The 14,244-nt window shown below is 51.8% G+C and carries 13 protein-coding genes and 1 tRNA gene; 11 read left to right on the forward strand and 3 right to left on the reverse strand.

What is annotated here, in order from left to right; all coding sequences use genetic code 11:
* The first annotated feature begins 191 nt into the window (after positions 1-191).
* Genes Q4D85_RS05420 through Q4D85_RS05430 form a run of 3 tightly spaced genes read left to right on the forward strand, consistent with a single transcriptional unit; the run spans position 192 to position 3,534 of the window.
* Positions 192-1,031 carry a DUF4956 domain-containing protein gene (locus Q4D85_RS05420; protein ID WP_303198779.1) on the forward strand — a complete coding sequence of 280 codons (840 nt, stop codon included), beginning with the start codon at positions 192-194 and terminating at the stop codon, positions 1,029-1,031.
* Positions 1,031-1,807 carry a polyphosphate polymerase domain-containing protein gene (locus Q4D85_RS05425; protein ID WP_303198780.1) on the forward strand — a complete coding sequence of 259 codons (777 nt, stop codon included), beginning with the start codon at positions 1,031-1,033 and terminating at the stop codon, positions 1,805-1,807. The genes Q4D85_RS05420 and Q4D85_RS05425 overlap by 1 nt, the downstream gene beginning before the upstream one ends.
* Positions 1,808-1,818: 11 nt before the next feature.
* Positions 1,819-3,534, forward strand: a complete 1,716-nt coding sequence (locus tag Q4D85_RS05430) for a carbohydrate-binding domain-containing protein (protein ID WP_303198781.1) — start codon at positions 1,819-1,821, stop codon at positions 3,532-3,534.
* A gap of 141 nt (positions 3,535-3,675) precedes the next feature.
* On the opposite strand, the gene Q4D85_RS05435 is transcribed toward Q4D85_RS05430, so the two are convergent.
* Positions 3,676-3,761: transfer RNA gene (locus Q4D85_RS05435), tRNA-Leu, on the reverse strand.
* Between the two features lie 138 nt (positions 3,762-3,899).
* Between Q4D85_RS05435 and Q4D85_RS05440 the strand changes: the two genes are divergently transcribed.
* From Q4D85_RS05440 to Q4D85_RS05455, 4 genes are read left to right on the forward strand one after another with little or no spacing between them, the layout of a single operon-like run.
* Positions 3,900-5,516 (forward strand): ABC transporter ATP-binding protein, encoded by a 1,617-nt coding sequence (locus tag Q4D85_RS05440; protein ID WP_303198782.1) that lies wholly within the window; start codon positions 3,900-3,902, stop codon positions 5,514-5,516.
* The gene (locus tag Q4D85_RS05445) at positions 5,513-7,318 is read left to right on the forward strand and encodes an ABC transporter ATP-binding protein (protein WP_303198783.1); all 1,806 of its coding nucleotides are present in this window, start codon (positions 5,513-5,515) and stop codon (positions 7,316-7,318) included. Before Q4D85_RS05440 ends, Q4D85_RS05445 begins: the two co-directional genes overlap by 4 nt.
* Positions 7,319-7,333: 15 nt before the next feature.
* Positions 7,334-7,879, forward strand: coding sequence for a YbhB/YbcL family Raf kinase inhibitor-like protein (locus Q4D85_RS05450; RefSeq protein ID WP_047262072.1), 546 nt, complete (start codon positions 7,334-7,336; stop codon positions 7,877-7,879).
* Positions 7,872-8,252 carry a hypothetical protein gene (locus tag Q4D85_RS05455; protein WP_303198784.1) on the forward strand — a complete coding sequence of 127 codons (381 nt, stop codon included), beginning with the start codon at positions 7,872-7,874 and terminating at the stop codon, positions 8,250-8,252. The genes Q4D85_RS05450 and Q4D85_RS05455 overlap by 8 nt, the downstream gene beginning before the upstream one ends.
* Before the next feature lie 97 nt (positions 8,253-8,349).
* Here the strand turns inward: Q4D85_RS05455 and Q4D85_RS05460 are convergent, their stop codons facing one another.
* Together Q4D85_RS05460 and Q4D85_RS05465 are read right to left on the reverse strand one after the other, a co-directional pair.
* On the reverse strand, positions 8,350-9,465 hold the full coding sequence (locus Q4D85_RS05460; protein WP_303198785.1) for a quinone-dependent dihydroorotate dehydrogenase: 1,116 nt from the start codon (positions 9,463-9,465) through the stop codon (positions 8,350-8,352).
* A gap of 55 nt (positions 9,466-9,520) precedes the next feature.
* Complete coding sequence (locus tag Q4D85_RS05465) at positions 9,521-10,474, reverse strand: WD40 repeat domain-containing protein (protein ID WP_303198786.1); 954 nt, start codon at positions 10,472-10,474, stop codon at positions 9,521-9,523.
* A 156-nt stretch (positions 10,475-10,630) separates the two neighbouring features.
* Between Q4D85_RS05465 and Q4D85_RS05470 the strand changes: the two genes are divergently transcribed.
* The 4 genes from Q4D85_RS05470 to Q4D85_RS05485 are packed head-to-tail and all read left to right on the forward strand — an operon-like array spanning position 10,631 to position 14,160.
* Positions 10,631-11,482 carry an undecaprenyl-diphosphate phosphatase gene (locus Q4D85_RS05470; RefSeq protein WP_303198906.1) on the forward strand — a complete coding sequence of 284 codons (852 nt, stop codon included), beginning with the start codon at positions 10,631-10,633 and terminating at the stop codon, positions 11,480-11,482.
* A gap of 10 nt (positions 11,483-11,492) precedes the next feature.
* On the forward strand, positions 11,493-12,746 hold the full coding sequence (gene mshC / locus Q4D85_RS05475; RefSeq protein ID WP_303198787.1) for a cysteine--1-D-myo-inosityl 2-amino-2-deoxy-alpha-D-glucopyranoside ligase: 1,254 nt from the start codon (positions 11,493-11,495) through the stop codon (positions 12,744-12,746).
* 2 nt (positions 12,747-12,748) lie between these two features.
* Positions 12,749-13,171: a hypothetical protein gene (locus Q4D85_RS05480; protein WP_303198789.1), complete on the forward strand. Its 423-nt coding sequence runs from the start codon at positions 12,749-12,751 to the stop codon at positions 13,169-13,171.
* A gap of 41 nt (positions 13,172-13,212) precedes the next feature.
* The gene (locus Q4D85_RS05485; protein ID WP_303198791.1) at positions 13,213-14,160 is read left to right on the forward strand and encodes a hypothetical protein; all 948 of its coding nucleotides are present in this window, start codon (positions 13,213-13,215) and stop codon (positions 14,158-14,160) included.
* Positions 14,161-14,244 lie beyond the last annotated feature (84 nt).

A 14,244-nucleotide genomic window follows, 5' to 3' on the forward strand; every position in this document is an offset into this window, starting at 1 on the left:
ACCGCTTTAACCGTTCTACACCTCAACCACCACAAAACCTGGTGAGAAAACCTCACTATGCCCGGTTATAAAGAAAAATTCCCCACCTGAATTCTCCTTCGCTAAAAGCCGCCAATATTCGCGCCTTTAAAATTCACCTTCACCAGTAGATATCGGTTTTGTTCCTATCGTTTTTCAGAATATTTTTTCTTTTGCCCAATATTCTTGGGTGGTTATCAAAGGTTCTTCCGGGGTTATACCAGCGTTTTATCACGAGACCGCTATCGTTTTTCTTCGGTTCTACAGGTTGGTTTATGAAGTCCTTCCAGATTGATATTCGAGTATGTAATCAAGCTCAACAGCTTAACCAGAGTTTCGATATGCGCTTGCGTAAAAAGCGCACAAAGGAGTTTTCTCGCATGTCAATGCTACTTATTGCACTAAACGCCGCAGGTATCGTCTCGTTGGTTTTTGCAATTTACTTGCCCCGCCATAAACAACACGATTTGGCGTTCGCCTTAATCGGCTTGAATGTAGGCGTCCATGTTGTTTGCACTGCGTTGCTCAATACGGATGCTGCATCAAGTCTTGGTTTCGGGCTTGGTCTTTTCGGTGTCCTTTCAATCATTCGACTCCGCAGCGCACAAATTTCCCAACGTGAAGTTGCGTATTATGTTGCGGCTCTAGCTATTGCCCTCATCACTGGTGGTGCAACAACCGAGGCGACAGCAGCCATTCTGGTAGCAGTTGTTCTTGGCGGTATCGCAATCGCAGAATACCTACCTCTGCTACAACCAGTTCACGTGGTGGAAGTTCGGTTTGACACTGCGATGCCTCGCGTTGATGACATCAAAGACGCTGCAAAAACCAAATTTGGTGTCGATCCAGTCGCAGTTTCTATCAGTAAAGTAGACGAGGTTGATGACCTGACGATCGCTCAACTTACCTATCGCGAAACACCAGCTATACGGTTGCCCAAAACCAATAGCTTTCGCGACGGCGTTACGTCGAAAAGCACAGTAAACAACCAGCCGGTTGAAGTGGGGATCTGATGTCATCTTTAGCCCTACACGACCAGCTTGATTCGTTCGAGGCTGTCAGTTTGGCGGAAATTCTCGAAACTGCAGAACTACTCAACCGGGTTGACAGCAAATATTGCATCGCAATCGCGGATCTACCTTCTATTTTGGAACAGCTGGATCCACGCACCCGGGTCTTGGAGATCAATTCACAACGCCGACACCGATACCATTCCGTGTACTACGACACGCCGGATCACGATAACTACCTAAATTCATTGCGACGTCGGCGGCGCGGTGTAAAGATTCGGCACCGGTGGTATGTCGACACGGATACTGCATTTTGTGAAATCAAAAAATCGGGGCCACGCCACAGCACCGAAAAGATCCGAATTTCTTGTGCAGTCGATGACGTTATTGCCGGTACGCTTTCCGACGAAAGCCAATGGTGGATAACGGAAAACACTGGGATACGGGGTTTGACCGCTCAATTGTGGAACAACTACAACCGAATCACGCTTTTGCTTCCCAATGGTCAGGGTCGTGCCACGATAGATCTCGATGTTACCTGGCATGACAGGCAGGAATCGGAATTGCAACTGATAGACCAAGCAATTATTGAAACAAAAACAACCGATGGTAGGTCGGAGATCAATCGGGTTCTACGCATGTGCGGCTACCGACCTGACGGGGTTTCGAAATTCGGTGCGGGAATATCCGCATTAGACCCACAGCTGCCACGAAATCGGTTCCATCGCAGTATCCGACAACATTTCCCGCACTTAACCAGTACCAACCGTAAAAACTAATGGAGTTCACCATGAATGCATTAAAACGAACATTCGCCACAGCTTGTGCTGTTACGCTACTCAGCGCCTGTTCAGCCCCCGCAACGCCAGATCTGGTCTCTACCAATTCAACACAGCAATCCGCGAGCCAGATAGCTGGCGTGGCAGACACAGCAACTCTACGTTCAATAACGTCCGATTCTCGTTCGGAGAACAATCTGAGCGCACCAAGCAATAGTGACGAGCTGCGCGCAGGGTTAACAAATAAGGATCTACCTGCAAACAATGTCATCACAGAAGCCGGTATTTACCAACTATCGGGCGAGCTTAAATCGGGCTTGACCATTTCTGCTCCTGAAGATGCCGTCATTGTGTTGGAGCTCAACAACGCGAGCTTGTCATCGGAAGAGTCCGCAGGTTTAACTGTGACACAGGCGAAAACCGTTTTGCTGGACCTCACCGGTGAAAACTCGGTGACCGGTGCATCAACGATGACGACTGACGATGACGTAAACGCCGCGATCCATTCAGCAGCAGATATCGCCATCGACGGTACCGGGACATTGAAGGTCACATCGGAAAAGGCAGACGGTATCAACACCTCTGGCGGGTTTACTTTCTTTGATGGAAATCTTGAAATCCAAGCTGGCGACGACGGAATACGGGCTAAGGATTTTGCTCAAATCACCGGCGGTACCGTCGCCATAACTTCGGGTGGCGATGGAATTAAGTCGGACAACGAAGAAAATGAGGCACGGGGAGTCGTCGATATTAGCGGTGGCGATATATCCATCACTAGTGTTGCGGATGCTATCGACGCGGCCACAGACATCATTCTCAGTGGCGGTACCTTAGAATTAAAGACCACCGGGACAGATTCGAGCCCGCACGCGTTGAAAGCAGGAACTGTCGTTGTTATCGATGGGGCACAGGTAACAGCAGAATCAGCAGCTGACGGTATCAACTCCGATGGAAACATCTACATGGTTGATGGAAACATTACGGTCACGGCGTTAGACGATGGGCTTAATGCAGTGCGCGATCTTAAGATTTTGGGCGGAACCGTTACCGTGACAGATTCCGTCGAAGCAATCGAAGCTCTCACAGTCACGATTAATGGCGGTGACATCACGCTTCATTCCAGCGATGATGGCATAAATGCCTCCATTGATGATTCGATCGCTTCAGAAAATCCACGTCCTGCAATCTCTATTTCCGATGGAAACCTCACGGTCTTTGCCGACGCTGACGGTATTGACTCGAATGGCGAGTTTACAATCACCGGTGGTAACACGACTGTCATCGGACCGCAAACCCACGACAACGGTGCGTTTGATGTCGATGGAGCATTTTCAGTCACCGGTGGAACCTTAATCGGAATTGGAAACGGCGGAATGCCTCGGACCCCAGATGATGGACAAGGATGGATTCAACAGTCGATTTCCGTCGCGAAAGATGGAACAGTCATCGTCCGAGATTCCGAACAAGCACCAATCGTCAACTTCACCGCAGAAACCGATGCGACCTCACTATTTGTTTCAGCACCAACAATTGAGACTGGCAAAACCTACGAGATCGAGGCTGATGGCGAAACATACTCAACAACCGCAGGTGAGGCAACCGGTATGGGGATGGGACCACAGGGCAGCGGTCAGCCGCCCATGGGGCAACCGATGATGGAACCGCCAACAGGAAATATTCCTCCCGGTGTTATGAATGATCAGCGTCAGACTGCACAATCATCATGAGAAATGTAGGGGCTACCAAAGTCAGGGGGATTACCTTGACCCCTTTGTCCCCGCAACATACATGGTGACCGATTGAAACACTCATTAAAAAAGGACCCAACCAATATGGTCTGGGTCCTTCATTACTGTCTCAACACAGTGTGCCCGAGGGGGGACTTGAACCCCCACGTCCGTTAGTAGGACACTAGCACCTCAAGCTAGCGCGTCTGCCATTCCGCCACCCGGGCTTTGGGTTTTGTTTTCAGCTGTGTCAGCTGGGCACTCGCTACACTTTAGGACACCGCCTTGTTTTACGCAAATCCCCAGTGTAAGCGAATTTTTGCCTGTGGCGATTTATCATTGGAATTGCTATTGTGTGAAGAATTATGGCCTCGAAAACTCCTTTTAGCTTGCGGCGTCTCCCAACCTGGTCGTGGTTTGCACCGGCGACTCCACCACGTAACTCAGCAACAACTCAGGCGGACCGAGTCGAGAAATGGACGTCTGGAAAACGCGTGGCCTTGAGCTTGCTGTTTGCATACCCCAAGGTTACGTTGCTGCAGGTTCTTGTGGTCTGCATAAGTTCAGGCATTGGCGCTTTTAGCGCCGTGGTTATTGGAAAGATTGTCGATTCAGCATTCGAAACCGGTTCCGCGGCCCAAATTGCGTTTCCGTTAATCGGGTTGATCGTGATTATGGCTACCCAGATTATTGGTGAAACTACCTCCGATGGTTTTGTGGATGTGGGTGTCGCCCGCGTAATCCACGAGGTGAGGCTATTCCTTACCGAACGGTTGCTGCGATCACCTGGGTTGAACCAGAGTCCTGGAATGATTCTCAGTACCGTAGACACTGACGTTTCAACTTGTGCAGAAGTCCGACAGATCTTATCGTTCCCGGTAATAATGATCTCTTACGTCATTGGTGCCGCGGTGGCATTGGCACCGATGTCACTGGTGATTGGCTTGTTTCTACCAATAGGCGCCTTATTGGTGGCTGCGGTCGCTGCGCTTACCGCGAAACCAGTAACCCGGGTATCGGCTGCGCGTCGACAAGCAGAAGCTGCGTTAACGGGACTGGCGACGGACGTGGCTCAGGGATCACGCGTGGTCAAAGGGCTTGGAGCAGTGGCTACGACTCAAGACCGATTCAATGCCTCGAGCGACACCGTTTTAGCAAAAATGGTGACAGATGTTCGGGTATCAGTTTCCTTGGATTTCGTGCGCCAATTCGTCCCAGCGATCTTGGGTTTACTCACGATCGGATATGCGGCAATGCTTGCCTATAACGGGACGCTAGCACCTGGCGAGTTTCTGTCCATCGCGTTGCTTGCGCCGCCCGCGTTGCAGCATTTAGGTTATTCGCTCAGCATGATGACTAGTACCTGGGCCCGCGCGGTTGCGGCAGGGGATAGGATTAGTACACTTCTGGCGGAATTAAACTCCAGCACTCAGGAACAACTATCAGAATCGGATAGCGAAAAAGCTGCGGATTTAGTACGGGAATTAGAACAATCACCCGGCTTACATGTGTGGGCGCTGACCCCGGAAAACTATAAAAACTATCATTTGCTCGCGGCCGCTGATGGTGTCTTGGCCGCCCCACACGTCGTGAGTATTTTTGAAGGAACGCTAGCAGAAAATGTTAATCCGTTGGGCGATATTCCACTTAAGGACGTATTAACCGCATTGGACGCAGCAGCTTGCGGGGATATCATTTCCCGCCTTGGTGGCATCCAAGAAGACGGCAGCTTGCCCACAACTCCACTCGGCGAAGCTGGATTGAATCTGTCTGGTGGGCAACGCCAACGCGTTGCGCTCGCGCGGGCATTGGCGCGAAACCCACGTATTTTGCTTTTCGACGAACCCGCGACCGGTTTGGACGCAGTGACATTGGACGCGGTGGTTCAGGCAATTAAAGAACAACGCTCAGATCAGGTGACGGTCATCATGAGCGGACGTAAGACGTGGCACCGAGCAGCACAGGAAGGAAATCGCAGATGAAATCGTTTTCAGCAGATGCTGTTTCTCCGGCGGGGGTTAAAGAGACCCTTCGGTATTTTGCGCAGCTTCCGAATGCTATGAACCGTCGGTGGTGGTTGTCGATTTTTGCCCTGGTGAGCATCTATCTGGTGTTTTACATCTTGGAGTCAACGGTCCTCGGCTACTTCGTTGACGCACTCTCCGGCACGTCATTACCAGTGGTGGGTGTTGGAAAATCGGCGATTATTGCTTTGGTTGGGATCGTCGCCGCATGCACGGTTTTCAATTCCGTATTGAAATCACTAATTAACTACCGCATTGATTTAAAACTTCGGTTTGCCAGCATTGACCTCAAACGTGCCTGCTTGAATTCGACGTTGCAGTCACCAATTCCGGACATAATGAAGCTAGGCACCGGCAACGTCATCTCCCGCATGACCAAGGATATTGATAAACCTATTACTACCTTTAGCCATATTGGCATGCGGGTGTTAGTCACGGCGTTTATCTTTCCGTTCACCGCTATATCAGTCATCCTCATCGATTTCCGGTTTAGCTTGGTCTTGATCGCTGTTCTCGCGGTGATTACTCCTATCGCTCGCCGGTGGATCTTAGCATTGCCAGAGGTTACCAATACCGTATCGGCCAATGAAGCACGTCGAAATTCGCTGGTACTAGATACTCTCCGGGGCCTGGAAACCATCCGAGCTTTCTCTGTTGGGCAGTGGGCACTTGATCGAATGAACGCAACCAGTTGGCGGGCGTTGCAAGCCGAAGCTGATAGGTTACCGCACATCACCAGATTGCTGTTTCTTGCTCAGACAGCCTTCGGTCTATGGTTATTGGGAACTCTGGGACTTGGCATTTGGTTGGTTTCATCGGGCGAAATATCGCCTGGAGCGGCGTCAGCAGCTGTTTTTCTCGTGGTGCGTGCCGAAGTCCAAGTATTTAACGCGATGTTCTTTGCCGGTGATATCCAAGAAGGGTTAACCCGACTCGGGCGTGCCGTGGCATTGGCCACGATGGCGGAAGCGAAAAATGATTCTCTTGTACCTGACTTGATAGCACCGGTAGATGTGACGATTAAGAATTTAAGCTATAGCTATCCCGATACCGTAACGCCGGTCATTCCTGATCTCTCGCTCACGCTGCAAGCAGGAACCACGACAGCATTGGTTGGAGCATCAGGAGCGGGTAAGTCGACCTTAGCTTCGCTGATCACGGGACTGCTGCACCCAACCGGCGGAACCATAGCGGTCGGTGATGTGGATCTTCAAACGGTTTCTGATGTGTGGACGGCGCGAAACGTAACGCTCATTAGCCAGGAAGTGCACGTGTTCTCTGGAACACTGCGGGATGATCTTCTCATGGCGAATACTCAAGCAACAGACGATGAGCTTCATGCCGCACTAGAAATGGTGGGGCTTGCTAAAGACTCTGTGAGCTTCAATAGGTCTTTTCCCCTTGGACTAGACACCGAAGTTGGTGCGGGTGCAGAACCGCTGAATCCGGAGGTGCAACAACAAATAGCATTGGCACGGGTAGCGTTACGCCAACCGCACGTGCTGATTCTTGACGAACCTACGTCTGAAGCAGGTAGCGAGTACGCGGAATTAATTGAAGCTGCGGCACAGAAAGTCACCGAATCACGGACGGCCTTGGTTGTGGCGCACCGGCTAGACCAAGCCGTAGTCGCCGACCGGATTATTCTGATGGACCAGGGTGTCATTTTAGAGGACGGCACACACGAGGAATTGCTTGCCCAGGAGGGGAGATATGCGCAACTTTTCGCGCGTTGGAGTGGCCATAGTCACAAGAACTAAGGTAAGAATGAATTCATGACGACTTACGCTAATGATCCTCGATTTCCCGGGCCAGATCCCTATGCGGCCTTGAAAAACTTGCCAACATTTCCCTTGCATTCCGACGATTTTGAAAGCGGCGATAAACTCGACGAAAAGCACGCCGCGCCCTCCAATATTTCGCCACATCTTGCGTGGTCTGCACTTCCTGAAGGAACCAAATCCATCGCAATCACGTGTTTCGATCCAGATGCACCAACGGCCTCTGGCTTTTGGCACTGGGCAGCCTTTAATATTCCGGTATCGGTTACGGAGTTACCAACTGGTGCAGGCAAAGCCGATGAGAAGCTCCTGGGACTTGATGAGGTTGTGACTCTGGGCTGTGATGCGCAGCTAAAGGGTTATTACGGTCCACAGCCACCAGCGGGCCATGGTCCGCACCGCTACCTGTTTGCGGTACACGCAGTGGACGTCGAAAAGCTCGATATTCCGGAAACCGCTACGGCGACGGTTCTCGGGTTCAATCTGTATTTCCACTCACTTGCTCGCTCGATCATTTGGGGCTGGTACCAGAATGACTAAAGACGCCACCGTCACTATTCCCGTACCCATTCGTGTCGGTGGTGCGTTCATGGCAGTCGCTATTGTGCTTGCCATTTTCACTGCGGTGGAGGTAATAACCAACGGTTGGATGACACCGTTTGAGGTAACTCCTCGGTTTTTAGCAATCGTTATTGCTGGTGCGGTTCTTGGGGCGTTTGCGACCATCAACCGGAATCAAAAAGCAAGCATTGTTCAGGTGGTTGCGCTCACGACGGCTCTGATTCTGGTGGTTGGTGGCCGGTTCTTACCGCACACGGTGCTTATGGTATGGGATCAGTTTTGGCTTCCTGCCTACGCACTGTTGGCTTTTGCTTGTTCCCTTGCCATCCGCCGGGCAGTAACTCCAAAATAAGACGTTTGGGATCACAATCAATACTCCACTGCAACAAGAAAGCCTGACCAAACACTCAACGAAATGCTGAGTTTTGGTCAGGCTTTTTGCATATCTACTAATCCAGCGTCCACGGAAGTTCGCTGCCGATTGCCTCCGCGATGCTGGATAGGCCGTGGGCACGCAGCTGTGCCGCTATGCCGAGGTGAATATCTCTAATCCAATCTGGGCCACCGTAAATCAACCCGGTATATCCCTGCAATAATGTTGCACCCGCTGCGATTCGTTCCCACGCTTGCTGTGGCGTTGAGATTCCGCCGACGCCAATGAGCACAAGTTTTCCGCCAACCCTGGCGTATAGCCGCCGTAACACTTCCAACGCACGATCGGCAACAGGCGGACCGGATAATCCGCCTGCACCTATGGCCGCTATTTCCGTTGCAGGAGTAGCCAATCCATCGCGGGAGATCGTGGTGTTGGTGGCGACAATCCCGTCAAGGGACAGTTCTTCAGCAAGATCTGCTACCGCATCGACGTCCTCGTCGCTTAAGTCCGGTGCGATTTTGACCAATACGGGAACTTCGGTCGATTCCTGGACCGCGGCCAAGATCGGACGAAGTGATTCCACCGCCTGGAGATCACGCAACCCAGGGGTATTAGGCGAGGACACATTAACCACCAGGTAATCAGCCAAATCACCCAACAGTGAAGCTGAACGGCGGTAGTCAGCCACCGCCTCTTCTGCTGGAACGACCTTTGTTTTACCGATATTGATTCCAACTACGTCGGTAGTGGTACGCCGCCGCAGATTGTGTGCCACCGCTAACGCACCGGCGTTGTTAAACCCCATCCGATTGATAATCGCCTTGTCCGCAGGCAAGCGGAATAGTCGTGGCGTAGGATTTCCCGGCTGTGGTTGTGCCGTGACCGTCCCAAGCTCAGCGAAGCCAAAGCCAACGGCGCCCCACGCGTCAGGGGAGTGCCCATTTTTATCGAAACCAGCGGCCAGCCCGAGTGGCCGGGGAAAGTGAACTCCGAAAACTTCCTGGGAAAGAATCGGGTCATCGACAACCAGGAGCTTCCGCAGGCTGGAAGCAACAATAGGGGTCTTTTGCAGGCCGCTCATTCCGGTTGCGATGAAACCGTGGATTCGCTCTGGCGGCAGTTTAAACATTGCTTTGAGCGCAGCACTATATGCCTTGGTGCGTAATGGGTGCTGGTTAGTGAAAGTCATAATCAACCTTTGATCGAAACAAAATTGGTACGTTATGTAACCCGAAAACAACTAGTTACGGCGAAATGACCTGAAGCCCATCGCCGGATTCCGAAGCTGCCACCACGACGCCATCTGGCATGACGGTGAGCGCGTGAACATTGGAAACGGATGCGAAGGTTGCAGTTTCTTCGCCAGTCCCGGCCGAAATGGAATAACTACGTATTTGATTATCACTGGTAGTAGCAACCCAGACTAACTGATTTTTCTGATCCCACGCGGCTGTCCAGGGGGACTGACCGTGGGTGGGTGTGGTTTGCTGCAAGCGAATGACATCGTCGGCAAGGTAGATTCCGAATTGGTTGCCAATCGCATCGGCAGCGATCGCCATGCCGTTTTCGCCGCCAGCAATCGTGCCGACTCCGAGACCTACCCGTAGCTTTGCCCCCAAGGTTCGTTGATCAACGTTGATGTTTTGAATCACGGTTGCGGTTCGATTAATCCGGTAAACCGCGTCGGGTTTGTCGCCGTTTGCCACTGCCAGCAACTGATCTGTCGGATCGTCGACGGTTAACGACGTGGTCGTACCTGATGGGTCTATAACAAGTAACTCGGTGCGATCGGACGCCCCTGCCACGATGTCACCTGAACGGGTTTTGACCGCGGTGCTTAATGGGAAATCTGCTGCGAATAGCTGTGTGAGTTTTTCCCCGGATTTCGTCGACGGAGAAAGGGCATAGACTCCGTCTGGGCAGGCAAAAATAAAGTCATCGGTGGCATTGCCGCCGGTCATATCGCCACAGGCAGGGTCAATGGTGACTATCTGCGGTTCGGATTTTTTAAATGCATCTAAGGTTCCTAGGGCTACAGTATCGGTTGCCCGAATAGCAATAACATCACCGATGCGTTCTAGATCCTCGACTTTCGAGTACTTCTCGGCCAGCGGAATTACAGTTCCCTCCGGATCCGAGTCGGCGGGGGAGACCGCAGGGGTGGCGTTGCCCATAGCTTCGGGAAGTTTTTCTTCCACAGATGGCGGATTACATGCAGTTAGTAATATTCCGAGGCTGCATGTGAGGAGGATTTTAGCTTTCACAATCTTCCAGACTAGCAGCTGCACACTTAGGGCCCATTACCTGGTGTACGGTTAACGCTTGTGTTGAATATCAGTTATGTCGCCCAAGGCATGGCCACGCCAGAAGTTTCGGACCAAATGTCGTGGTTACAAGTCATCGTGTTGTCGATCGTTCAGGGATTGACCGAATTTCTCCCCATCAGCTCTTCCGGACATTTGCGGATTGTTTCGTCGCTATTTTTCGGGCAAGATGCTGGCGCGTCGTTTACGGCTGTGGTCCAGCTTGGAACCGAAGCGGCGGTGTTAGTGTTTTTCGCGAAAGATATTTACCGCATCATTATCGGTTGGGTTCGTGGTCTCTTTGACAAGGAACAACGTGGTTTTGATTACCGCATGGGCTGGATGGTTATCGTCGGCACACTTCCGGTGGCCATCATTGGTTTCTTGGCCAAGGATTATATCCGTGAAGTTCTGCGGAATATGTGGATCACCGCAACAGTTTTGGTCCTTTTCTCTTTCGTGTTTATCGCAGCGGAAAAGTGGGGAAAGAAGGAGCGCGACTACGATCAGCTGACCATGAAAGACGCGATCGTAATGGGACTTGCGCAATGCTTGGCGCTTATCCCTGGTGTGTCTCGCTCCGGCGGCACGATCTCTGCCGGCTTATTCGTTGGCTTAAACCGCGAGGTCGCGGCGCGATTTAGCTTTTTACTTGCAATCCCTGCAGTGCTGGCCTCTGGGTTGTTCAGTTTGCCTGACGCCTTTGCACCTCAAGCCGGACTAGCAGCTAGCGGTGCCCAGCTTCTGGTCGGTACCATGATCGCTTTTGCGCTCGGTTATGCCTCCATTGCCTGGTTATTGAAGTTCGTTTCGCACCATTCGTTCAGCTGGTTCGCCGCCTATCGCATCCCAGTTGGTCTGTTCGTTATGGCACTTTTGGCGGCAGGAATCCTCACGCCTTAAGCTGGAAGCCATGCATGCATGGCCACAACCTTCTAACCCGCCAGTAATTGGCGGCACTCCTGCCACGTTGAAACTTTTCGATACCGCCGACGAGGTAATCAAACCCGTATCGGTGGTGGACAATCATGTTGGTATGTACGTGTGTGGAATCACTCCCTATGACTCCACACACTTAGGGCATGCAGCAACGTATCTAACGTTTGATTTGGTGTACCGAATGCTTGTCGACGCTGGCATTGCGGTCACCTACGTCCAAAATGTGACTGACGTTGATGACCCACTATTCGAACGCGCTGAACGTGATGGCGTTGATTGGCGAGAGTTAGGCACCAGCCAAATAGACTTGTTTCGCGCGGACATGACGGCTTTGTCGGTGTTTCCACCCAAGCATTATGTGGGCGCTATGGAATCTGTTCCGGAAGTTATTGACATGGTGCAACAGCTGTTAGATACCGGTGCGGCGTATATCGTTGCAGACAGTGAATTTCCCGATGTCTATGCATCCATTTCCGCGACTGAACAGTTCGGTTACGAGTCGAATTACGACCGACCACAGATGCTGGAGTACTTTGCCGAACGTGGCGGCGATCCCGATCGCGCCGGTAAACGTGACCCACTAGATGCTTTAGTTTGGCGGGCTGAGCGTCCCGGAGAACCAGCCTGGGAGGCGCCGTTTGGTGCTGGTCGTCCAGGTTGGCACGTGGAGTGCTCCGCCATCGCACGCAATCGGTTAGGCGATTCCTTCGCTATTCAGGGGGGTGGCAAGGATTTGATCTTCCCACACCACGAATTTTCCGCCGCACACTCCGAAGCAGTCACCGGTTGTGGTCGGATGGCACAGCATTATGTCCATACCGGGATGATCGGATTGGATGGCGTCAAGATGAGTAAATCGCTGGGAAACCTGGTTTTCGTGTCAAAGCTACGTGCGGCAGGCCATGAGCCCTCTGCAATTCGGTTGGGTGTTTATTCGGGACATTACCGCAGTGACCGCGATTGGTCTGAGCAGGTATTAGCTGATGCGGAAGCCCGGCTACAGTTGTGGCGAGACGCAGTAACGATCGACAGCCCAGTTCATGCGGCCGCGGAATTGGTGGCTACGGTGCGTGCACACTTAGCGAATGACCTTGATACCCCGGCTGCGTTGGCGGCGATAGATGCCTGGGCGCACACGGTACGCGAACGAGGTACGCACCACGGTAATAACGATGCTGGGGCTATAGTAACGAACTTGGTTGACGGGTTACTCGGCGTGAGGATTTAACCATGATTCCGGAGAACTTCACCGCAATGGTGAATGATTTCATAGCCACGTTGCGAACGTTTGCCAGTGGTGATTACCTGCGCGATGAAGATCGTGAGTTCTGGGACCAACCGTATAATCCAGACGTATTGAACGAGCTCGACGAGATCTTCCGCGATTACCTTTCGGAGGTTCCGACGATCGCTAGTTCATTAAATGCCGACGAGGCCGGCGCCCAGACTGTCTTGGCATCAATCCGTGAGTTATATCATCGAATTTCGGCGTTTAATGCCACCCATGCATACGCAGTCATAGAGCCCGAAGAAGACGCGGAAATCAACGATATTCTGCGATGCATATGGCGACATTACGGCGTAATTCCGACAATGCTGGAATCCGTACCGCACCTTTTCGACGACGACAACGACCCGGCAAACATTTTGTAGTAACTTATACTTCGTTAAGTCATTTTTAGCGAGGTATTAAGGTGCGATTGTTTGGAAAGATAACCGCTGCAGCGGTGTTATTGGCATTACTTCCAGTCCCGGTGGTTCACGCTCACGAAGCCACTCCGGTGTGCCCAAAGGTGGCAATTGTTGCTGCTCGGGGGAGCGAACAAAACGAAGAAATCCAGCCAACAACCTATTCCGAAGCTGCACCCCAAGAGTTTTCGTCCACCGGTTTTGAAGGACCAAATATTCGAGGATTGCTGCAACATGCCGAATCGCGGTATTCCCAAGCACACCCCATGGCGTCGTTATTGAAAAACGTAGACGTGATTGACCTCAACGACGATATTTACCCGGCGGAACTCTATTTACCTGCGATTGCAGAAAAAGGGGAAGAGGTTAGTTTTGCCGAAGCTGCACAGCGCCTCATCGGCATTGTGAGCAAACAGGCACCAGACCGCATTATTTACACCGCGGTCACCGGCCTGGTTGAAGGCATGAAACACGCAAAAACGGCTGTTCCGCGGTACATTTCCGACTACGAACAGCACACCAATTGCCGCCCGTCATATATCTTGGTGGGCTTTAGCCAAGGCGCATTGCTGTTATCGAACTTAGAAAAGTTCTTCGCCGCGACAGGTCGACTAGCAGGCGTGGTGTATATCGGAAATCCGCTATTAGAAAAGAACCACCACCATGGTTTGGTGATTGGTGGCCCAGAATCCGGCACCGGGTTATTAGGAGTCGTGGGCGAGCGCATCCGAGGCAAATTAAGTTTCGCCAAAGACGTTAATTACGCCGATGTTCCACGAATAAACGTCTGCCAGCGTGCTGATTTCGCTTGCGATACCACCATTCATTCATTGTCGACCTCTGCTCGTAGCCGCGGCGGTATTCACAACAGCTACTTCCAAGAAGAAACCAAAACACCGGAAGAGGATTTGGCTGCGGATGAGCTTGCGAAATTGATTACCTCTCAAAGGTGAATATTATTCCATATCCGATCAGTGCAAGGGGAGTGGTGTTTGACCTTTGATTTCGGTGCCTTGAAGCGTCGAAAAGCAAGGCCA

The sequence above is a fragment of the Corynebacterium sp. genome (assembly GCF_030532965.1).
In the GTDB taxonomy this organism is placed as follows: Bacteria; Actinomycetota; Actinomycetes; order Mycobacteriales; family Mycobacteriaceae; genus Corynebacterium.

Bases quoted from the DNA above. Each gene is read 5' to 3' on its own strand.
- Q4D85_RS05425 (WP_303198780.1), top strand. From the start codon at position 1,031: ATGTCATCTTTAGCCCTACACGACCAGCTTGATTCGTTCGAGGCTGTC.
- Q4D85_RS05430 (WP_303198781.1), top strand. From the start codon at position 1,819: ATGAATGCATTAAAACGAACATTCGCCACAGCTTGTGCTGTTACGCTA.
- Q4D85_RS05440 (WP_303198782.1), top strand. From the start codon at position 3,900: ATGGCCTCGAAAACTCCTTTTAGCTTGCGGCGTCTCCCAACCTGGTCG.
- Q4D85_RS05445 (WP_303198783.1), top strand. From the start codon at position 5,513: ATGAAATCGTTTTCAGCAGATGCTGTTTCTCCGGCGGGGGTTAAAGAG.
- Q4D85_RS05450 (WP_047262072.1), top strand. From the start codon at position 7,334: ATGACGACTTACGCTAATGATCCTCGATTTCCCGGGCCAGATCCCTAT.
- Q4D85_RS05455 (WP_303198784.1), top strand. From the start codon at position 7,872: ATGACTAAAGACGCCACCGTCACTATTCCCGTACCCATTCGTGTCGGT.
- Q4D85_RS05460 (WP_303198785.1), bottom strand. From the start codon at position 9,465: ATGACTTTCACTAACCAGCACCCATTACGCACCAAGGCATATAGTGCT.
- Q4D85_RS05470 (WP_303198906.1), top strand. From the start codon at position 10,631: ATGGCCACGCCAGAAGTTTCGGACCAAATGTCGTGGTTACAAGTCATC.
- mshC (WP_303198787.1), top strand. From the start codon at position 11,493: ATGCATGCATGGCCACAACCTTCTAACCCGCCAGTAATTGGCGGCACT.
- Q4D85_RS05480 (WP_303198789.1), top strand. From the start codon at position 12,749: ATGATTCCGGAGAACTTCACCGCAATGGTGAATGATTTCATAGCCACG.